The 19310-nt window shown below is 67.9% G+C and carries 16 protein-coding genes; 8 read left to right on the top strand and 8 right to left on the bottom strand.

Annotation, left to right across the window (positions count from 1 at the left end):
- Positions 1 to 14 precede the first annotated feature (14 nt).
- From HLH28_RS06200 to gshB, 3 genes are all read left to right on the top strand, one after another.
- Positions 15 to 902, top strand: a complete 888-nt coding sequence (locus HLH28_RS06200; RefSeq protein ID WP_182956196.1) for an aldose 1-epimerase — start codon at positions 15 to 17, stop codon at positions 900 to 902.
- A 19-nt stretch (positions 903 to 921) separates the two neighbouring features.
- Positions 922 to 1497, top strand: coding sequence for a transcription elongation factor GreB (gene greB / locus HLH28_RS06195; RefSeq protein ID WP_182956861.1), 576 nt, complete (start codon positions 922 to 924; stop codon positions 1495 to 1497).
- A gap of 92 nt (positions 1498 to 1589) precedes the next feature.
- Positions 1590 to 2588, top strand: a complete 999-nt coding sequence (gene gshB / locus HLH28_RS06190) for a glutathione synthase (protein WP_182956193.1) — start codon at positions 1590 to 1592, stop codon at positions 2586 to 2588.
- Here the strand turns inward: gshB and HLH28_RS06185 are convergent.
- Positions 2579 to 2743 carry a hypothetical protein gene (locus tag HLH28_RS06185; RefSeq protein WP_182956190.1) on the bottom strand — a complete coding sequence of 55 codons (165 nt, stop codon included), beginning with the start codon at positions 2741 to 2743 and terminating at the stop codon, positions 2579 to 2581. The two genes, gshB and HLH28_RS06185, sit on opposite strands and share 10 nt — an antisense overlap.
- 145 nt (positions 2744 to 2888) lie before the next feature.
- Between HLH28_RS06185 and HLH28_RS06180 the strand changes: the two genes are divergently transcribed.
- From HLH28_RS06180 to HLH28_RS06165, 4 genes are all read left to right on the top strand, one after another.
- Complete coding sequence (locus HLH28_RS06180; RefSeq protein ID WP_182956187.1) at positions 2889 to 3620, top strand: class I SAM-dependent methyltransferase; 732 nt, start codon at positions 2889 to 2891, stop codon at positions 3618 to 3620.
- A 162-nt stretch (positions 3621 to 3782) separates the two neighbouring features.
- Positions 3783 to 5168 carry a cbb3-type cytochrome c oxidase subunit I gene (locus tag HLH28_RS06175; RefSeq protein WP_182956184.1) on the top strand — a complete coding sequence of 462 codons (1386 nt, stop codon included), beginning with the start codon at positions 3783 to 3785 and terminating at the stop codon, positions 5166 to 5168.
- Entirely contained in the window at positions 5165 to 6112 is a 948-nt protein-coding gene (locus HLH28_RS06170) for a heme o synthase (RefSeq protein WP_182956179.1), read from the top strand. Before HLH28_RS06175 ends, HLH28_RS06170 begins: the two co-directional genes overlap by 4 nt.
- 127 nt (positions 6113 to 6239) lie before the next feature.
- Positions 6240 to 6383, top strand: coding sequence for a hypothetical protein (locus HLH28_RS06165; RefSeq protein ID WP_182956955.1), 144 nt, complete (start codon positions 6240 to 6242; stop codon positions 6381 to 6383).
- A 45-nt stretch (positions 6384 to 6428) separates the two neighbouring features.
- On the opposite strand, the gene HLH28_RS06160 is transcribed toward HLH28_RS06165, so the two are convergent.
- The 6 genes from HLH28_RS06160 to HLH28_RS06135 all read right to left on the bottom strand — a co-directional run bounded on the left by HLH28_RS06160 (position 6429) and on the right by HLH28_RS06135 (position 14307).
- Complete coding sequence (locus HLH28_RS06160; protein ID WP_182956176.1) at positions 6429 to 7415, bottom strand: Tim44 domain-containing protein; 987 nt, start codon at positions 7413 to 7415, stop codon at positions 6429 to 6431.
- A gap of 52 nt (positions 7416 to 7467) precedes the next feature.
- Positions 7468 to 8808: a TldD/PmbA family protein gene (locus HLH28_RS06155; RefSeq protein WP_182956173.1), complete on the bottom strand. Its 1341-nt coding sequence runs from the start codon at positions 8806 to 8808 to the stop codon at positions 7468 to 7470.
- On the bottom strand, positions 8805 to 10070 hold the full coding sequence (locus HLH28_RS06150) for a M16 family metallopeptidase (RefSeq protein ID WP_182956170.1): 1266 nt from the start codon (positions 10068 to 10070) through the stop codon (positions 8805 to 8807). Before HLH28_RS06150 ends, HLH28_RS06155 begins: the two co-directional genes overlap by 4 nt.
- Before the next feature lie 61 nt (positions 10071 to 10131).
- A complete protein-coding gene (gene thrC / locus HLH28_RS06145; protein WP_182956167.1) occupies positions 10132 to 11532 on the bottom strand; it encodes a threonine synthase in 1401 nt (466 codons plus the stop codon).
- 50 nt (positions 11533 to 11582) lie between these two features.
- Positions 11583 to 12743 (bottom strand): major royal jelly family protein, encoded by a 1161-nt coding sequence (locus tag HLH28_RS06140; RefSeq protein ID WP_246395727.1) that lies wholly within the window; start codon positions 12741 to 12743, stop codon positions 11583 to 11585.
- Between the two features lie 64 nt (positions 12744 to 12807).
- Complete coding sequence (locus HLH28_RS06135) at positions 12808 to 14307, bottom strand: carboxypeptidase M32 (protein ID WP_182956161.1); 1500 nt, start codon at positions 14305 to 14307, stop codon at positions 12808 to 12810.
- A 101-nt stretch (positions 14308 to 14408) separates the two neighbouring features.
- Here HLH28_RS06135 and HLH28_RS06130 point away from each other — a divergent pair, with 101 nt between their 5' ends.
- Entirely contained in the window at positions 14409 to 16352 is a 1944-nt protein-coding gene (locus HLH28_RS06130; RefSeq protein ID WP_182956158.1) for a tetratricopeptide repeat protein, read from the top strand.
- A 20-nt stretch (positions 16353 to 16372) separates the two neighbouring features.
- On the opposite strand, the gene HLH28_RS06125 is transcribed toward HLH28_RS06130, so the two are convergent.
- Positions 16373 to 19270, bottom strand: a complete 2898-nt coding sequence (locus HLH28_RS06125) for a [protein-PII] uridylyltransferase (RefSeq protein WP_182956154.1) — start codon at positions 19268 to 19270, stop codon at positions 16373 to 16375.
- Between the last annotated feature and the right edge of the window lie 40 nt (positions 19271 to 19310).

Genomic DNA, 19310 nt, shown 5'->3' with positions numbered 1-19310 from the left:
AAGGTAGGGGTGGAATGATCGAACTGGCTGCCGGCACGGCCCGGCTGGGACTGTTGCCCGAACTGGGGGGGGCGATCGCTCACTGGACCACCGGCGATATCCAGTTGCTGCACCCAGTCCGCGATGCGAATCTGCTGGCCCAGAAGGGACGGAGCGTCGCGGGGTATCCCTTGTTGCCGTTTTCGAATCGCGTGGCGGATGGCCGGTTCCATTTCGAGGGTGAAGAGTATCGGCTGCTGCCCAATTTCGGCGGGGAATCCCACGCGATCCATGGGAATGGATGGGAACATGCCTGGAACCTGGAACTGCTGTCCGATGCCAGCGCCACCCTGGTGTTGTCCTGGCACCCGCCGCATGGCGCGCCGGTGGTGGAGTGGCCGTTCGCCTATCGCGCGCAACTACGCTTCGACCTGCGGGAAGACAGCCTGTCGATCGGCATGCTGATCGAAAATACCGACAACCGGCCGCAACCCGTGGGAATGGGATTCCACCCCTATTTTCCCCGCCGCAACGGGCTGCGCCTAGGATTTTCCGCGGACACCGTCTGGACCAGCGACGAACGGAACCTGCCGTTCCTGCGCGTGCCGGCAACGGGGGAGTGGTCGTTCGAGCACATGCGCGCGATCGAGGGACAGGCGATCGACAATTGCTATGCCGAATGGAGCGGCGCCGCCTTCCTGCGCTGGCCGGAGGAAGGGCTGGCCCTGACGGTCGAGGCCGACGACCCCTTTCGCCACTTGGTCCTGTTCACCCCGCCGGACAAACCCTACATCGCGGTCGAACCGGTCTCGAACATGAATGACGGCCTGAACCATCCTGGCCTTTTTGACAGCGGCGTGCGCGTGCTGGCGCCCGGGGCGAAGCTGGAGGGACATATCCGCTTTGTGCTGACGGCGTGCTGAGGCAGATTATGATCCCATGATGCACGACGATACGCATGACGACGCGAATGACGAGGACGATGTCCCGCGCCGGCTGGAGGGCGTTTCACGCTACGTGACGCCGGCAGGCATGGCGGCGATGCGTGCGGAACTGGCCTTCCTGCTGCGCGACGAACGGCCCCGCATCGTGGATATCGTGTCGTGGGCGGCCGGCAATGGCGACCGTTCGGAAAACGGAGACTACATCTACGGCAAGAAGCGCCTGCGCGAAATCGATCGCCGGGTACGCTTCCTGACCCGCCGGACCGAGAAGGCCATCGTGGTCGATCCCGCGGCCCAGACGCAGCGCGATCGGGTGTTCTTCGGCGCGACCGTGTCCTACGTCACCGAGGCGGACGAGGAACGGACCGTCGCCATCGTCGGCGTGGACGAGGCTGATCTGGCCGCCGGGCAGGTCAGCCTGGCATCGCCTGTGGCCCGTGCGCTGCTCGGCGGACGGGTGGGCGACGAGGTCCGGCTGCTGACCCCGGCCGGTCCGGAAATGATCGAAATCCTGCGGATCGCCTATCCCGGACTCGATGTGCCGGACCGGTGCGCGCCGGTCCCGGCGGTATGAGGTTTCTCAGTGTCCCGAAACTCGACTAAAAGGCAGGGGCGGATGACGATCGTCGTCATCCAAGGCTCGAATCGCGTCCGGAGGTCCCGTCCATGTCCCGCCCGTTGAAGGTTGCCGTACAGATGGACCCGCTTGGCGGGATCGACATCAACGGTGATTCGACCTTCGCCCTGATGCTGGAGGCACAGGCGCGGGGCTACGAACTGTTCGTCTACCAGGTCCAGGGCCTGAGCCTGCGCGAGGGCCAGACGCGGGTGGACGGTGCGCGCGCCGAACGCCTGACGGCCCGGGCGCGGCCGGCGCGCGTGCAGCGCGTGGCTGGCGATCATGCCATCCTGGGCGCGGAGCAGATCCTGGACCTGTCGGGCATGGACGTGATCCTGATGCGGCAGGATCCACCGTTCGACATGGCCTACATCACCGCGACGCATATGCTGGAACATGTGCATGGCGTCGGCCCCGGCCGCGCGCTGGTGGTGAATGACCCGGAATCGGTCCGCAACGCGCCGGAAAAGCTGCTGGTCACGCATTATCCGGAGCTGATGCCGCCGACGCTGGTGACGTGGGACGTCCAGGCGATCCGCGACTTCAGGGCCGAATGGCGCGATATCATCGTCAAGCCGCTGTTCGGCAACGGCGGGGCCGGCGTGTTCCGCCTGCGCGAGGACGACGAGAACCTGAATTCCCTGCTGGAGATGCATTTCGCCCGCTCGCGCGAGCCGTTGATGATCCAGCGCTATGAACCTGCCGTCCGGCGCGGCGACAAGCGGATCATCCTGGCCGACGGCGAACCGATCGGCGCGATCAACCGGGTGCCGGCCGAGGGCGAATCCCGGTCGAACATGCATGTGGGCGGCCGCGCGGCGAAGGTCGAGCTGACCCCCCGCGATCGCGAGATCTGCGCCGCCATCGGCCCGATGCTGCGCGAACGCGGCCTGATCTTCGTGGGAATCGACGTCATCGGGGACTGGCTGACCGAAATCAACGTGACATCACCCACCGGACTGCAGGAAATCGACCGGTTCGACGGGATCAGCTCTGCCGGCCTGATCTGGGATTGCATCCTGCGCCGCCTGGCGGGTCAGGCTTGATCCCGTGAGGTCGGGCGCGCCTTTTCCCGGACGGGGTCTTCGCGGATGAAGCGGTTGTCGAACCACTCCCACAGTGCCTTGCGCCAATGGAATGTCAACAGGCCGCACCAGAGGGCGATGCTCAGGACGATCAGAAACAATCTCAGCGACGGCATGGGTGACATCCCCCGTGATCTTCCCCGCGCCGCCGACGCGGTGCCCCTGTGACAGGCGGGAGGACAGGTAATTTCCGTGCCCAAGCGTACATTGGATCGACCGCCACTTGAAGACAGCCGCCCGGCAGGGCAGAGAGGAATCCTGATGAGCGAAGTTCTTCAAGAAGCACCCGTCGAGACGGGCACCGGGGGCGCGGCCGGTTGCGTGCCGACCCCGCGTACTGCACTGGACGCCGAGGCGGTCAAGGCCGCCTATCGCCGCTGGGCGGGCGTCTACGATACCCTGTTCGGCGGCGTTTCCGCCTTCGGGCGCAAGCGTGCCGTCGCGGCGGTCAACGCCCTGCCGGGCACGTCGGTGCTGGAGGTCGGGGTGGGAACCGGTCTGGCCCTGCCGCATTACCGGTCCGACAAGCGAATCACCGGGATTGATCTGTCAGGCGACATGCTGGATCGTGCGCGCCAGCGCGTCGCGCGGCTGAACCTGCGCAACGTCGACGCCCTGCTGGAAATGGACGCCGAGGAAACGCGTTTCGCCGATGCGTCGTTCGATATCGCCGTGGCGATGTTCGTGGCATCGGTGGTCCCGCATCCCCGCCGCCTGCTGTGCGAACTGAAGCGCGTTGTCCGTCCGGGTGGCCATATCCTGTTCGTGAACCATTTCCTGGCCACCGGTGGCGTTCGCCTGGCGGTGGAACGCGGCATGGCCCGGGCATCCCGCTCGCTGGGCTGGCACCCCGATTTTGCCATCGAATCGCTGCTGCCGCCGGCCGACCTGGCGCAGGCCACGATCAGGCCGGTCCCGCCCGCCGGCCTGTTCACGCTGGTGTCCCTGCGCCGCGACGGCGAGATGCAGCCGGTCGAGGCACTGGTCGCCTGACCCCATGCCGACCGCCTGTCCCGCCGCCCGGCAGGACAGGAATAACGGTCATGCCTGTTCCGAAGGTGGTCGGGGGTCGTCTTTCCCTGATCGCGGGAGTAAAGTATCCGCGATTTCAGGAGGACCGCCCCGGGCGGTCCGTTACCGCAGGAGAACAGGCGAATGCCGACAGAGGGGCAGGTTCGGATGGAGATCGGAACCGGCGGCTTTCTGGCGCGATGTGTCCGCGCATCCGGCCACAAGGAAATCGGGACCCTGTATCTGGGACTGGCCGTCCTTGCCGGGCTTGCGGGTGGCGGCCTGGCCCTGCTGTTGCAACTGGGGCAGGCGGGGCTGGACCGGGCGGTGTCGGGTCCGTGGGATCGTGCCGTCATCGACCATGGCGCGATGATGGTCATGTTCTGCGCCCTGCCGGCGCTGGTCGGCGGGTTCGGAAGCTGGTTCGTGCCGTTGCTGCTGGGTGCGCCGTCCATGGCGTTTCCGCGGCTGAACCTGCTGTGTTGGGGCAGCGTTGCCGCCAGTTTCCTCATGCTGCTGTCCGGCGTGCCGGCCGGCGCGGGGACCTCGCTGCCGCAATGGTCGACCCTGCTGTGGTGTGTCGCCATGCTGGGCCTGTCGATCAATATGGTCGCGACGGCCCTGAACATGCGTCGCCCAGGGTTGGCGCTGGGCGAGATGCCGCTGTTCGTCTGGGCGCAGGCGCTGGCCGCGATGATGATGGTCATCGTGCTGCCCGTCCTGGCGGCGGCCCTGACGAAAGGGCTGCTGGCGGGGACGGGCCTGCGGGATGTCGATCTGGCGCTGCGGGCCTTTTCGGGCCCCGAAGTAGCGCTGCTTCTGCTGCCGGCATCGGGCATCGTCTGCCAGATCATCGAGACGTTCTCCGGCGTTCCGATGCGTCTGCGCCGTGTCGCCCTGGGCGCGATGGTGGTCATGTCCGTCGGGGGCGCCACGGTATGGACGCATGATATGTTCACGGCCGGCCTGGCCATGGCGGCCGGAACGCGGCCTATGGTCGAACAGGTGGCCGTTATGATGCCGATGCTGGCCCTGCTGGTGGCCTGGGGTGCGACCATCGCCGGCGGCCGGCCGGTCCCGCGCGTTCCGATGCTGTGGGCCTGTGCCTTCGTCGGGCTGCTGGTGGTCGGGCCGATGCTGTCGGCGCTGTCGGGCTCGGCCGACGGGCATGCTGTGGCGCTGCCGGCGGCACTGTTCGCGACCTTTGGGGGTTTCTACTACTGGATCGGCAAGATGTCGGGCCATGCCTACCCCGAGGCGGGTGGCCGATTGCATGTCGTCCTGGCGGCGACGGGCACGCTGCTGTGTCTTGTGCCCCATCAGCCGGCCTGCGCGCTGCTGGGGGCTGTATTGCTGGGCCTGTCCATGCTGACCTTCGTCGCCGTGATCGGCGTGACCCTGCTGCGCGGCGCGCGGCCGATCGCGGGCAATTACTGGGGCGCCGGCGCGCGGACCTTGGAATGGTCCCTGCCGTCGCCCGCGCCACGATATTCCTTCACCGATTTTCCGGCCTATGAGGTGCGGGCATGAGCGCCGGGGCGTCCATGGCCGAAGCCGACGCGCGTTTCAGCGCGGCGGTGGTGGGGACCGAGGCCCGGGACTGGTTCGCGCTGCTGAAGCCGCGCGTCATCTCGCTGGTCGTGTTCACCGGCGCCGCAGGGCTGGCCATGGCGCCAGGCGGGATGAATCCGCTGGTCGCGACCGTCAGCATTCTGTGCATCTGCATGGCCTCGGGTGCCGCCGGTGCGATCAACATGTGGTACGACCGCGATATCGACGCCGTGATGACACGCACCGCGACCCGCCCGATCCCGGGCGGCCGTATCGGGGCGGAAGAGGCACTGGGGTTCGGGATCGGCCTGTCGGTGGCGTCGGTGCTGCTGATGTGGCTGGCAACCAACACGCTGGCCGCGTTCGTGCTGGCATTCTCGATCTTCTTCTACGCCGTGATCTATACGATGTGGCTCAAGCGCTCGACGCCGCAGAACATCGTGATCGGCGGGGCGGCGGGGGCATTCCCGCCGATGATCGGCTGGGCCGCTGCCACCGGATCGATCGGCGTGCTGCCGGTGGTGATGTTCGCGATCGTCTTCCTCTGGACGCCGCCCCATTTCTGGTCGCTGTCGCTGTATGCCTGCAAGGATTACGGCCGCGCCGGCATTCCCATGCTGCCGGTCGTTCGGGGCGCGCGGCATACGCGCTGGCAGATCCTGTGGTATACGCTGATCCTGTCGGCGGTCTCGCTGGTTCCGTCGGTCATGCACCTGTCGGGCTGGCTCTATACCGCGACGGCGTCGCTGCTGGATGCCGGGTTCGTCTATAGCGCCGCCCGCGTGCTGTTGGACCGCCAGGACGAGAAGGGGGTGAGCCTGACCGGGGACGGTCCCGCGCGCCGCGCGTTCCGCTACTCGCTGGCTTACCTGTTTCTGCTGTTCTGCGGCCTTCTGGCCGATCATTTCCTGATCGTTCACTGACACGGGCTTTGCCCCGAACTTCCAGGGCCTGAAGCCCTGGACCCCGACCATGGATCAACAGATCGGCTTCCAAAGGGCGATACCCTTTGGCGGGTTTCAGGGCAGAGCCCTGAACAGGGAGACGAAGATGATGACACGCCCGCCCACTATCCTGTCACCTGGCGAGACGGCGGAATATGCTCGCCGCCACAAGGGACGCATCTATGGCGTCGCGATCACGCTGCTCGCCCTGGCTGCGGTTTTCTATGGGCTGGCCCTGGTCCGGATGTAGAGGCCGGAAGGGGCCGGTTCGAACCGGCCCCTGATCATCGCCCCGTCAGCGGGCCTGCTGAATGGCCGACAGCAGCCATGCGCCGCCGCGTGACGGCCGCACGAAGGTCCACAATTCCGTCGCCGTAACCCGCTCGGTCGAACTGCCGTCGATGACATGGCCGGTCATGTCGGTGGTGATGTCGACCATCGAATAGCGGATGGCGACGGTGGCATAGTCGAACCCGTTCTCGCTCCAGGCTTCCGACAGGTCTCCCTGCTCGAACCGTACGTCCGACACGACGTTGCGGGCCCCCCGGCTGGCCAGATCCGAAAGCTGGGCGTTGAAATATCCCACCATCTCGGGCGTGGCCATGTGCTGCAGGGCCGGCAGGTTCTGCTGGCTCCATGCCGCCTGGATGTCCAGCAGCAGTCTTTGGAACGCACGATAATCGTCGGGCGTGATCGTGACCTGCGCAGATGACGGGCCGGGCATGCCCTGGCCGTAAGTTCCTTGACCGTAAGGCCCCGCCTGCGTCGGCATGGCGGTGCGTCCGCCGCCGCCGAACCGGCGGACCAGCCAGCCGATCAGCAGACCCAGCAACAGGAGCTGGATCAGGACCCCCAGGAAGCTGCCGCCCCCGTGCAGGCCGCCCGCGATCCCGTGCCCGAACAGCACGCCGAACAGCCCGGCACCCAGCAGGCCGCCCAGGAAGCCGTTGGCGAACGGATGCGGCCGGCTCATCGCGGCATAGGGGGTGCCGTAGGGCGAGCGGGGAAAGGCCGAGGGCGCGCCCATGCCATAGCCCGGGCCAGGGGATTGCGGCGTGATGGAACGCTGCATCGGCGTGCCGCCGTAGGGCGAGGTCGCCGTCGGCGGGGGCGCGCTGTAGGTGCGCGATCCCCGGCTGCCGAACGACGATCCGCCGCCCGGGCGGGCGTCCGCGTGATGCGGCATGCCCGTCACCGGCAGCAGGGCAAGGGCTGCCCCCAGCAACAGTACGGAGGTCCGGCGCGCCGGTCGGGAAACGACGGTCTGGGTCGTTCTGGTCATGGGTGTCAGCTTATTCCTGTGCTTGCCGATCCGTCGCCCTCGTCCGGAGGGTTCAGGAACCGGCGATCATCATGCCATCGATCCGGATGGTGGGGGCGTTGATGCCCCGCCGGAATTCCAGGTCGCTGGCCAGGACCAGACGCGCGAACATGTCGTTCAGGTTCCCCGCAACGGTCAGTTCCGCGACCGGTTCCGCGAGGACGCCATTGCGGATCATGAAACCCGCGGCGCCACGACTGTAATCCCCGGTCAGGCCATTGATGGCCGATCCCATCATCTCGGTAATATACAGCCCCTCGGCGATATCCGCCATCAGTTCTCCGGGGGCCGGGGCTCCGGGACGGGCATACAGGCTGCCCAGCGACGGTGCGGGGGGGGCGGAGGTGCCACGGCTGGCCCGGCCATTGGCTGCCAGCCCGATCTGCCGGGCGCTGCGGGAATCGAGCGCCCAGTTGCGCAGGATGCCGTCCTCGACGATGACCAGTTCGCCCGTGCGCACGCCTTCGCCGTCGAACGGGTGGGCGGACAGGCCGCGCGGGCGCGCGGGATTGTCCAGGACGTCGATGCCGGCGGGCATGATTCGCTGGCCCATGCGATCCTTCAGGAAGGACGTTCCCCGCGCGATGGCGCTGCCGTTCACCGCGCCCGCCAGATGACCCAGCAGGCTGGACGATACCCGCGGATCGAAGACGACCGGCATGCTGCCGGTCCGGGGCCGGGTCGGATTCAGGCGCGCGACCGCACGTTCGCCGGCGCTGCGCCCGATGACGGCCGGATCGTCCAGATCCTCCAGATGCACCGTGGCGTGGAAATCATAATCGCGCTGCATGCCGGTGCCTTGGCCCGCCAGCACGCTGGCCGACACCGAATGGCTGCTGCGCGCATAGCGTCCGGAAAATCCCGCCGACGTCATCAGCACGATTTCCGACAGGCCGGCCGACGCCGATCCACCATTGCTGTTGGTCACGCCCGTGACGGCCATCGCCGCGTCTTCAGCCGCGCGGGCGCGGTCCAGCAATTCGGCGGTGCCGGGCCGCGCCGGGTCCAGCAGATCCAGCCCCGCCGCGTCGACGAACCCGGTCTGCGCCTGGGGGGAGAGGCCGGAATGCGGATCTTCCGGCACCACGCGGGCCATGGCCAGCGCTTGGTCGACCAGCTGGTCGAACCGCTCGGGATCCAGCCCGGTCGCCGAGACGATCGCCGACTGCCGGCCGACGAAGACGCGCAGGCCCAGATCGGTGGTTTCCGACCGTTCCAGGTCCTCGGTCCTGCCGTTGCGGATTTGCACGGCATGGGACGTGCGGGCCATGTAGACCGCGTCCGCCGCATCGGCCCCGGCAATCCGGGCCTTGCCGATCAGGGTGCCGATCAGGTCGAGCGGATCGTGCGTCATGCCGCGAGGATCTCCGAGATCGTGGCGACGGGGGGGATGTTCCGGATCGGGCCGAGCGAAGCCAGCGTCGGCGTCCCATGAAACAGGCGGGCCGCCACGCGTCGCACGTCGTCCACGGTGACGGCGTTGACCTTCGCCACGGTCTCGGCGGTGGGAATCAGCCGGCCGAAGATCTGAAGCTGCCGGGCCAGTTGCTCGCATCGGCTGCCGGTGCTTTCCAGCGACATCAGCAGCGAGGATTTCAGCTGGGCGCGCGCCCGGTCCAGTTCTCCCTGTCCTACCTGGTGCTGAACCTTGCGCAGTTCCTCCAGAGTCACCGGGATCAGTTCCTCGACCTGATCCTCGCCGGTGCCGGCATAGATGCCGAACAGGCCGCCGTCGCGGAACGGCGCGTTGAACGAATAGACCGAATAGACCAGCCCCCGCTTTTCGCGGATCTCCTGGAACAGGCGCGAGGACATGCCCCCGCCCAGCACGGTCGAGAGCAGCAGAACGGGATAATAATCCGGATCGCCATATCCGACCGATGGGAAGCCCAGCACCACATGGGCCTGGTCCAGCTCCTTTTCCTTGCGGAATTCGCCGCCCAGATAACGGGATTCGAACCGCGCCGTCGTCTCCGGCGCCGGCAGGTCGCGGAAATGCCGTTCGACCAGCGCCACCAGTTCAGCGTGATGCAGGTTTCCCGCCGCCGCGATGACCGTGTTCGCCGTAGTGTAGTGGGTGCGCATGTAGCGCATCAGGGTGTCGCGGCTCATGTCGCGGATCAGCGCTTCGGTGCCCAGGGTGGGGCGGCCCATCGCCTGGTCGGGGAACGCCGTTTCCTGGAAATGATCGAAGATGATATCGTCCGGCGTGTCGTTCGCCTGTCCGATTTCCTGGAGGATGACGCCGCGCTCGCGCTCGACCTCATCAGGGGCGAAGCTGCTGTGCGTCAGGATGTCGCCGATGATGTCGACGCCCAGCGCCAGATCTTCCTTCAGCAGCTTGACGTAATAGGCGGTGTGCTCGCGCGCCGTATAGGCATTGATATGGCCGCCGACATTCTCGATTTCCTCGGCGATTCCGGCGGCGGTCCGGCTGTCCGTCCCCTTGAAGGCCATATGTTCGAGAAAGTGCGAAACCCCGTTTTCCTCGGCATGCTCGTTGCACGTCCCCGCGGCGACATAGGCGCCGAAGGAGACGGTTTCCACGCGGTCCATGCGTTCGGTGACGACCGTGAGGCCGGAGGGAAGGCGGGTGACGTTGATCTGCTCGGTCATTACGGTCCTGCGTGACGGTCCGGCCGGCGGCAGCCGGGCGTCGGGAGAGTGGAATACGGGATCAGGCGAAGTTCTTCAGTACGGCCGCGCGGACCAGGTTCTCGACGGCCTCAAGGCGCGCGGGAACCGTGTCGTAACGCTCCGGACGGTCGAACAGATCCCCAAGCCGCTTCGGCAGGGCCGGCCGGGTGCCGGTGGCCTGCTCCATCGCGTCGGGAAACTTGGCCGGATGCGCGGTCGCCATCGCCACCATCGGGATTCCGGGCTCCCGGAACATCCGGCCGGCCGCGATGCCGATGGCGCTGTGCGGATCGGCTAGATAGAGGCTGCCATCGTTCAGATGCTGGATTTCGGTCTTCGTACCCTCATCGTCAAGGGCCAGGCCGTGGAACAGACCGGAGGCCTGGCGCCAGACGGCGTCGGGAACCTCCATCCGGCCGGTCTGGCGGAACGACGTCATGATCCGCGCGCAGGCCTCCGCGTCGCGGTTCAGCAGTTCGAACAGCAGCCGCTCGAAATTCGACGAGACCTGGATGTCCATCGACGGCGACAGGCTGGGCACCACGCCGTGGACGCTCATGTCGTTGTCGTGCAGGAAGCGGGTCAGGATGTCGTTGCGGTTCGACCCCACGCACAGCGCACGGATCGGCAGGCCCATCCGCCGGGCCGCCCAGGCGGCCAGGACATTGCCGAAATTGCCGGTCGGCACCGCGAACGAGACCTCGCGGTCGGGCGCGCCCAGCGCGAGCGCCGCATAGACGTAATAGGGGATCTGGGCCGCGATCCTGGCCCAGTTGATGGAATTGACGGCCGACAGGCGCATGTCCTGCCGGAAGGGGGCGTCGGCGAACATCGCCTTCACCAGGTCCTGGCAGTCGTCGAAGGTGCCCTGGACCGCCAGGTTCGTCACGTTCGGTTCCAGCACGGTTGTCATCTGCCGCCGCTGCACGTCGGACGTCCGGCCTTCGGGATGCAGGATCACGATCTTCAGGCGCGCGCGGCCGCGACAGGCCTCGATCGCCGCCGACCCGGTATCGCCCGACGTCGCGCCGACGATGGTCACATGCTCGTCACGCTGCTCCAGGACATGGTCGAACAGGCGGCCCAGAAGCTGCATCGCCATGTCCTTGAACGCCAGTGTCGGACCATGGAACAGTTCCTGGACGAACAATCCGTCCTCGACCTGCGTCAGCGGGACGATGGCGGCGTGGTCGAACGACGCATAGGCCTCGCGGCACAGACGCAGCAGGACGTCGAACGGAATGGAGCCTTCGGCGTAGGGCGCGATGATACGCGCGGCCAGTTCCGGATAGGGCAGGCCACGCAGGGCGCGCCAGTCGTCGGCGGTCAGGACCGGCCAGGTTTCCGGCAGGTACAGGCCGCCATCTTCGGCGAGCCCGGCCAGCAGCACGGAGGAAAAGTCACGGACGGGGGCCTGTCCCCGGGTAGAAACGTAGCGCATGGCGCCGATCATAGTCCCAAGCGGCCCCCGCGCGAAGGGGGGACAGGCCACTAGCGGACGGGCGGGGGAAGGGCACCGACATCGACCCGGTACATCGCGAGGGGCCAGTGGACATCCAGCTGTCCCTGGTCGAGAGGCGGAGTACGGTCCAGCTGGGCGACGGGGACATATAGCTTGCCGTCGGCCGTGACATATGGGTTGGCGGGCCAGTGCAGGCGCGGATCGACCACGATGCGTTGGTACACCCGCCCGGCGGTGAACCGGAAGATGCTGCCAGTCGATACGTCGTCGAAATAGAGCGTGCCGTCGCGTCCTACCGCCATGCCCCCCAGCGGTGGCGTATTGTACCAAAGGGTCGTTCCGTCATCCAGTTCGACGTCGGTGATGCTGGTGTCGGTCAGAAGCTCCGTCCCGATCCGATACAGCGGGCCGCTGGCCGGCTGATAATACAGCCATTCGCCGTCCGGACTGATTTCGAGCTGGTTGACGTTGATGATGGCGGCGTGCCCGGCCCGATCGCGCAGCACCTGGCCACCGACCGTGATCGGACGCCGCGCGGTCAGCGACGCATGCCGGTCCAGCAGCCGGCGCTGGGTGACCGGACTGCCATCGTGACCCAGATCGATGACGATCAGGCCCGGCACCCCGGAATCCCCGATGAAGGCATGGTTGCGGCCGATCCGCACCCCCGACAGGTAGCTGCCGGGATGCAGCACCGCCGGGTCGATCGGATAGGCCCGGACGACGGCGCCGGTTCGCGTGTCGATCCGAACCAGCTTCGTTCCCCCCGGCGCGGCCGGCTGGCCATCGGTGGCGATGCCGCTGTCCAGGACCCACAGGCTGCCATCGTCGGTTAGATGCAGCCCTTCCACCGCGACGAACCGATGCGCGGCATCGGCCGTGGCCGCGTCGTTCCAGCCGGCGTCGGGATAGGGGTGCTGCGTGCCATCCGTATCGCGCAGCGTCAGCGCGGGGCCCGGCGTGCCTGTCCACGCGGGAAATTGCAGGATCATCCGTTCGTCCGGCAGGACCACGACACCGTTCCAGACGCGGGAGGCCGAGCGTGCGACTTCGGTCAGCGGCGCCGAAGGATCCAGAGGGGGCGCCGGTTTGGCGGCCAGCGCCGGTCCGGCGAACAGAAGGAGCGAGGCAGCCAGCGCGCCGGGCGCGAGGCGGGTCGGGATCGAGCGAATGTGAGACATCGGCGCCATGTCGCCATGTTCCGTCGTCGAAGGCAACATCCGGCCGGCGAATGGCCGATATCCCTGGCGCGCCCTATCCCTGACCGCAGTAGCGGTCGCGCAGATGCATGCGATAGGCGCGGGTGGAGGGTTCCGCGCACGTCGCGGCCCGGATGATGTCGGGGGTGGACAGGCGGCTGCCCTGCGCGTGGATGCGCGGGCGCAGCCAGGCCAGCAGCGGCGCGAAATCGCCCCGGCCGATCGCTTGGGGGATCGCGGGGTCGTCGCGGAACGCCGCCTCGCGCAGTTGCGCGGCCAGGATCGCGCCCATCGTGTAGGTTGGGAAATACCCCCACGATCCCGACGGCCAGTGGATATCCTGCAGGCAGCCCAGCCGGTCGTTAGGCACCGTCAGGCCCAGCAGCGCCTTGATTCCGGCATTGAAGGCCTCCGGCAGGTCGCGCAGCGCCATGCGTCCGTCGATCAGCGCCGTTTCCAGATCGTAGCGCACCAGGATATGGGCGGGATAGGTGACCTCGTCCGCGTCGACGCGGATGAAGCCGGGGCGGACGCGGGTGACCGTGCGATAGATATTTTCGGCGCCCCAGGCCGGATCGTCCTCGGCGATATCGAACGTCCGGCGCAGCAGCGGGGCCGCCCAGTCCATGAAGGGGCGGGAACGCGCGATCTGCATTTCCATCAGCAGCGACTGGCTTTCATGCAGGCTCATGCCCCGGGCCTGGCCCACCGGCTGCGCCCGCCAGTCCGGCGGCAGGCCCTGCTCGTACACCGCATGGCCGGTTTCGTGCACGACCCCCATGAGGGCGTTGAGGACATCGTCCTGTTCATAGCGGGTGGTGATGCGGACGTCGTCCTCTGCCCCGCCGCAGAACGGATGGATGCTGATATCCAGCCGACCGCGCGCCATGTCGAATCCCAGCGCCGTCATCACCGTCCGGCCCAGCCCTTCCTGTCGGGCCACGGGAAACGTCCCCGCCATCGGCAAGGGGGCGGGCTGGCGATCCTGGTGCGCCAACGCCGCGTCGATCAGTCCCGGCAGGTCGCGCCGCAGTTCCGCGAAGACCGGATCGATGTCGGTGCGTCGCGTGCCCGGATCGAACTGGTCCAGCAATGCGTCATAGGGCGACAGGCCGAGCGCGGCGCCCTTGGCCGCCGCAATGTCGCGGGTGCGGTCCAACACCTCGGTCAGCAGCGGCAGCAGGCTCGCGAAATCGCTGTCCCGCCGGGCGGTCCGCCATGCCATCTCGCAGTGCGAGGTGGCGCGGGACGCGGCCTCGACCAAGTCGGACGGCACGGCGGTCGCGTGGATATGGGCCCGACGCATTTCCCGCAGGTTGGCCTCCTGCCACGATCCGGACGGGACTTCGGCCTGCGCCAGCAGGTCGCCCATGATGGGGGCGCTCATCATGTCGTGGCACAGGACGCTCAGGGTGGCGATGCTTTCGGCCCGGCTGTCGGCGGCGCCCGGTGGCATCATGACGTCCTTGTCCCAGCCGAGGATCCCCAGCGCGTTGCGGATTCGTCCGATGCGCGCAAAATTGGTTTCGAGCTCCGCATAGGCCTGCTGGGGCATGTCCTGATCTCCGGCATGTTCGTTCGCGGCGCGGATGGCCGCGTCTTGTCCGACAGTCTGTGCGATGGCGCGGCGGGCGCGCAACCCAGGGGGAGGGCGTCATGCCAGAGGACGAGCGTCACGACGGGGCGGGTTTGGTGGCCACTGGGCTGGCCTGCCTCGAAGCGGGCGACCGGGATGGCGCTCTGCGGCATTTCCGGGCCGCCCTGTCGCGCGCGCCCGGCGATCCCGAGGCGGTGCATGGGCTGGCATGCGTGGCGCGCGCCGCCGGTCGGCCGGACCTCGCCATCGGGCTGGCGGGCAAGGCGATCGCCACGCTGCCGGCCGCACATTTTCACATCACCCTGGGCCGCGCGCTGCAGGAACGCGGGCATCTGGAGGAAGCGCGCGCGGCCCTGAGCGTCGCGACATTGCGCGAACCCCGCGATCCGCGCGCCCACGCCGCGCTGGCGGACGTGCTGGAGGCCCAGGGGGCAGAGACGCAGGCCGAGGCCAGTCTGCGCCGCGCCATTGCCCTGCGGCCCCGTGATCCCGTCCTGATGCTGAACCTGGCGCATCTGCGAATCCGGGGCGGCGACAGGCTGGGCGGCCTGGCTCTGGCCCGCCAGGCCGTCGCCCTGGCGCCCGACCGGGTCGAGAGCCTGGGCGCGCTGGCCACCCTGCTGGCCGGCGCAGGACGGGCAGAGGAGGCCGAGGCGGTCTTTCGCGACATCGTGCGCCTTCGGCCGGACGACGCGGCGGCCTGGGCCAATCACGGCGCGGCCCTGTTCGCGCTGAACCGGCACGAGGTCGCCCGGACGGCACTGGAGCACGCCGCCCGCCTGGCGCCCGAGGTGGCGGAGACGCAGAACAACCTGGGCCTGGTCCTGATGGCGCTGGGCCACCTGCCGGAGGCCCACGCGGCCCTGGCGGCGGCGCGCGCCCTGAATCCCGAGGATTCGCGGATCGCCGTCAACGTCGCCACCGTCCTGGCGGAACTGTCCCGGACCGGGGAAGCCGAGGAATTATGCCGCGCCGTGCTGGCCCGGGCGGACGCAGGGACCGACCTGGATGCGGCACGGGCACGCTTCAACCTTGGCACGCTCCTGCTGGCGCGGGGTGCGGGCGCGGAAGGATGGCGATGTCTGGAGGCCCGGTCGCGGCTGATCCCCCTCGCGGACAATTTTCGCGGCCGTGACATCCCCGAATGGGACGGGTCGGTCGTCGAATCGGGTGCCGTCCTGCTGTACGCCGAACAGGGGCTGGGCGACACGATCCAGTTCCTGCGCTATCTGCCGCAGGCCGTGCGGCGGACGCAGCTGGTGCTCGATATCCCTGCGTCCCTGCATCGCCTCGTGCGGACCCTGCCGGACCCCGATGGCACGGTATGGTCGCGCTGCCGCCTCCTGCCGCCCGGCGCCGAGCCGTCTGCCGATATCGTGGCGCGTTGCGGGCTGATGAGCCTGCCGGACCGACTGGAAATACCCGATGTTCCGGCATTCTCGCCCTATCTTCTACCGGTCCCGGCGGGCCGCGCGTCCGATTCGTCCGGTGTATCGCGGGTCGGCCTGTGCTGGGCCGGCAATCCGTCCTACCGGTTCGACCACCGGCGCTCGGTCCCCCTGGGCACACTGGCCCCGCTAGGCGACGTCGTGGGCGTGTCCTTCGTATCACTGGACCATGGCGATACCGGCGGGACCATCGGCAACGACGTGCCGTTTGCACTGGAATGGCCGCCGCAGGGCGACCTGCTGACCACCGCCCGGACCATTGCCGGGCTCGACTTGGTGATCACGGTCGATACAGCGATCGCCCATCTGGCCGGTGCGATGGGGCGGCCGGTATGGCTGCTGAACCGCTTCGGCGGCGATTGGCGCTGGTCGGTGCATTTCGACACGCCTACCCCCTCGCCGTGGGGCGACCGTGGCAGCCGCTGGTACCCCTCCCTGCATCAGTTTCGGCAGATGCGGCCCGAGCCGCCGGATCGTGCATGGGACGAGCCGGTGACCCGCATGCGCGATGCGCTTGCCCGATGGCGCGACCTTGAATCGGAAGGACCGGGATAGTCTCCCCTCCGGGCGATCGGTCAGGCGATGATGGTTTCCAACGCCTGTGTCACGTCGCCGATGGCCGCTTCCTCGGCCTGGCGCAGGCCGGCCAGCAGGGCCTCCCGGATTTCGCCCAGGCGGCCGTCGTCGGTGATTTTCAGGCCGAACAGGTCCTTGACGTAGAACACGTCGACGGCACGGACGCCGTAGGTCGTGATGTGGGCCGAGGCGATCTGCAGCTTCTGGTCGCTGATGGCATGGGTCACGTCATGCAGCAGACCGGGCCGGTCGCGGCCGTTGATCTCGATGACCGTGTAGGTATTCGATGCGCGGTTGTCGATCACGACGCGCGGCGGCACATGGATCGCGCGCATGCGCCGTCCGTAGCGCGACCGTCCGCTGCAGATGATCTCCTTGCCGATATCGACCCGGCCGGACAGCGCCTGCTCCACCAGGGTGGAAAGCCTGACCAGCTGGTGCGGTTCCTCGAACGCCTCGCCGCCGGCATCCTGGATCCAGAACGTGTCCAGCGCCATGCCGTTGATCAGCGTGTGAATCCGCGCATCGACGATGGACGCCCCGGCGATCGCCAGCGCGCCGGCGATGCGCGAGAACAGGCCCGGATGGTCGGCGGTGTAGATCGTCACCTCGGTCACGCCGCGCGCGGGCAGGGGCTGGGTCTCGATCGTCAGCGGCGCGCTCTGGGCCTCGGATTCGCGAATCAGACGGGCATGGCGGGCGTGGGTATCCTGGTCGAAGGACAGCCAGTAGCTGCCATAGCCCAGGCCGAGGAAATGCTCGGCCTGTTCCCGGGTGAACCCGTCCTCGTCCAGCATGTCGGCCGCCGCGTCCTTGGCGCGCGCCACGCGCACGTCGCGTTCGGTCGTGGCCAAGCCCCCTTCCAGGACCTCGGCCACGCGGATGTACAGCTCATGCAGTAGGGTGGCCTTCCAGGCGTTCCACACGCGCGGGCTGACCGCACGCATGTCCACGATGGTCAGCAGCAGCAGCAGGCGCAGCCGTTCGGGCGACTGGATGGTATCGGCAAGGTCCAGGATGGTCTTGGGGTCGTCGATATCGCGCTGGAAGGCGGTGTGGCTGAGCAGCAGGTGATGCAGCACCAGCCACGATACGGTCTCGGTCTCCTCGCCGCTCAGGCCCAGCTCGGGGCAGACCTCCAGCGCGATCTCCGAACCCAGCTCCGAATGGTCGCCGCCACGCCCCTTGGCGATGTCATGCAGCAGGACGGCCATATACAGCGCGCGGCGCGATTGCAGGTTACGCGCCAGGTCGTAGGCCAGCGGGATCTCGTCGGCCATCGCCCCGTGCTCGATTCGGCCCAGGATCCTGATCGCCTCGATCGTATGCTCGTCGACGGTGAAGACGTGGTAGGTGTCGAACTGCATCTGGCCCACGATCCGCGACCAGTCGGGCAGCAGCCGCCCCATGATCCCCGTCTCGTTCAGGATATGCAGCCAGTAGGCGTTGCCCTGGCGACGGTCCTGTGCCGTCGCGTGGAAACTAGGCGTTTCATCTGCTGGCGGATGCTCGCCCTCGGGCGCGTGGGCGAGGCGGGGTGCGCGTTCCGGCGGGGCGCCGCACAGCAGGTCCAGGAAAATACGCGACGCCTCGACGTCACCGCGCAGGCTGGCCGCGCGGCGCTCCCAGCGGATCATCTGGTGCATGGCCAGCGGATGGATCGGCAGCTTGCGCGTGCGCGCCCATTCCAGCAGCCGCATCATCTGGATGGGCTCGGCATCGAAGGACGTCCCGCGTTCGGGAAGGATCTGGCCGTCCAGCACGGTGAATCCCGCATCGCGCATCGCGGTGTCCGCCTGCGGCGCATTGGCAGTCGGGCCCAGCGCCTGGCGCAGCACGGCGGGTTCCAGCACATGCGTCAGACGCATGACCTCGCGCACCGTCAGGAAATAATGCCGCATGAAGCGTTCGACGCCGACCTGCCGCCCATGGCGGGTATAGCCCATGCGCGCACCCACCACCGGTTGGACATCGAAGGTCAGGCGTTCCTCGGCCCGGCCGGAAATATAGTGAAGATGCAGCCGCACGCTCCACAGGAAATTCCAGGACCGTCGGGCGCGCTTGGCCTCCTGTTCCGTCAGCAGGCCAAGCTTGCTGAACCCAGGGGCCAGCAGGTCCGAGACGTGACGGGTGCCGAAGGTGTAGCGGCACATCCAGTACAGCGTCTGCAGGTCACGCAGGCCGCCCCGGCCTTCCTTGACGTTGGGTTCGACCAGATACGGGCTGTCGCCGAAGCGGTGATGGCGGGATGTGCGTTCCTGGCGCTTGTCGGCGATGAAGCGCGCAGCCCCGGCCTCGACGCAGGCGACGATGTAGCGGGCCTCGAACATCGCGAACAGCGACTTGTCGCCCGCCAGCAGGCGGGCGTCCAGCAGGGTGGTGCGGACGGTGGTGTCGGCTTCGGCCTCGGCGATGCATTGCGGGATCGACCGCGTGGCGTGGCCGACCTTCAGGCCCAGGTCCCACAGGAAATACAGGATATATTCCACCACGCGGCTGACATCGGCCGATGGGTCCTCGGGTGTCAGGAACAGCAGGTCGATATCGCTGAACGGGGCCAGCATCCCACGTCCGTATCCGCCCGTCGCGGCGACCGCCAGGGTCCGGGCCCCCGGTCCGACCGAATCGGCCAGGGCATGGTCCAGTGCGAAATCCACCAGCGTGCGGATCATGCCGTCCGTATGCAGCGCCAGCTGTTTGGCAGCGGTGGCGCCGCGCAGGCGATCGGCCTCGAACTCCTCGCGCACTGCGCCCTGGAAGCGGGCGAGATGGCGGCGGAACAGGGCGATTGCCTCCTCGCGCGGCAGGGACCCTTGTCCATCCGCAGGACGGAGGGCGGTCGCGAGGCTCTGGATCAGGTCCCTGACGGACAGGGACGGGAAAGACGAGGTCGACATCGCGGGCTGATCGGTGTCCTGCACAGGCTTGCGGTCGGAC

Source organism: Gluconacetobacter tumulisoli (assembly GCF_014174155.1).
Classification (GTDB): Bacteria; Pseudomonadota; Alphaproteobacteria; order Acetobacterales; family Acetobacteraceae; genus Gluconacetobacter; species Gluconacetobacter tumulisoli.
The sequence above is the reverse complement of the archived record's forward strand: the minus strand, read 5'-3'. Positions and strand labels throughout refer to the sequence as shown.

Bases quoted from the DNA above. Each gene is read 5' to 3' on its own strand.
- HLH28_RS06200 (WP_182956196.1), top strand. From the start codon at position 15: ATGATCGAACTGGCTGCCGGCACGGCCCGGCTGGGACTGTTGCCCGAA.
- greB (WP_182956861.1), top strand. From the start codon at position 922: ATGCACGACGATACGCATGACGACGCGAATGACGAGGACGATGTCCCG.
- gshB (WP_182956193.1), top strand. From the start codon at position 1,590: ATGTCCCGCCCGTTGAAGGTTGCCGTACAGATGGACCCGCTTGGCGGG.
- HLH28_RS06185 (WP_182956190.1), bottom strand. From the start codon at position 2,743: ATGCCGTCGCTGAGATTGTTTCTGATCGTCCTGAGCATCGCCCTCTGG.
- HLH28_RS06180 (WP_182956187.1), top strand. From the start codon at position 2,889: ATGAGCGAAGTTCTTCAAGAAGCACCCGTCGAGACGGGCACCGGGGGC.
- HLH28_RS06175 (WP_182956184.1), top strand. From the start codon at position 3,783: ATGCCGACAGAGGGGCAGGTTCGGATGGAGATCGGAACCGGCGGCTTT.
- HLH28_RS06170 (WP_182956179.1), top strand. From the start codon at position 5,165: ATGAGCGCCGGGGCGTCCATGGCCGAAGCCGACGCGCGTTTCAGCGCG.
- HLH28_RS06165 (WP_182956955.1), top strand. From the start codon at position 6,240: ATGATGACACGCCCGCCCACTATCCTGTCACCTGGCGAGACGGCGGAA.
- HLH28_RS06160 (WP_182956176.1), bottom strand. From the start codon at position 7,415: ATGACCAGAACGACCCAGACCGTCGTTTCCCGACCGGCGCGCCGGACC.
- HLH28_RS06155 (WP_182956173.1), bottom strand. From the start codon at position 8,808: ATGACGCACGATCCGCTCGACCTGATCGGCACCCTGATCGGCAAGGCC.
- HLH28_RS06150 (WP_182956170.1), bottom strand. From the start codon at position 10,070: ATGACCGAGCAGATCAACGTCACCCGCCTTCCCTCCGGCCTCACGGTC.
- thrC (WP_182956167.1), bottom strand. From the start codon at position 11,532: ATGCGCTACGTTTCTACCCGGGGACAGGCCCCCGTCCGTGACTTTTCC.
- HLH28_RS06140 (WP_246395727.1), bottom strand. From the start codon at position 12,743: ATGGCGCCGATGTCTCACATTCGCTCGATCCCGACCCGCCTCGCGCCC.
- HLH28_RS06135 (WP_182956161.1), bottom strand. From the start codon at position 14,307: ATGCCCCAGCAGGCCTATGCGGAGCTCGAAACCAATTTTGCGCGCATC.
- HLH28_RS06130 (WP_182956158.1), top strand. From the start codon at position 14,409: ATGCCAGAGGACGAGCGTCACGACGGGGCGGGTTTGGTGGCCACTGGG.
- HLH28_RS06125 (WP_182956154.1), bottom strand. From the start codon at position 19,270: ATGTCGACCTCGTCTTTCCCGTCCCTGTCCGTCAGGGACCTGATCCAG.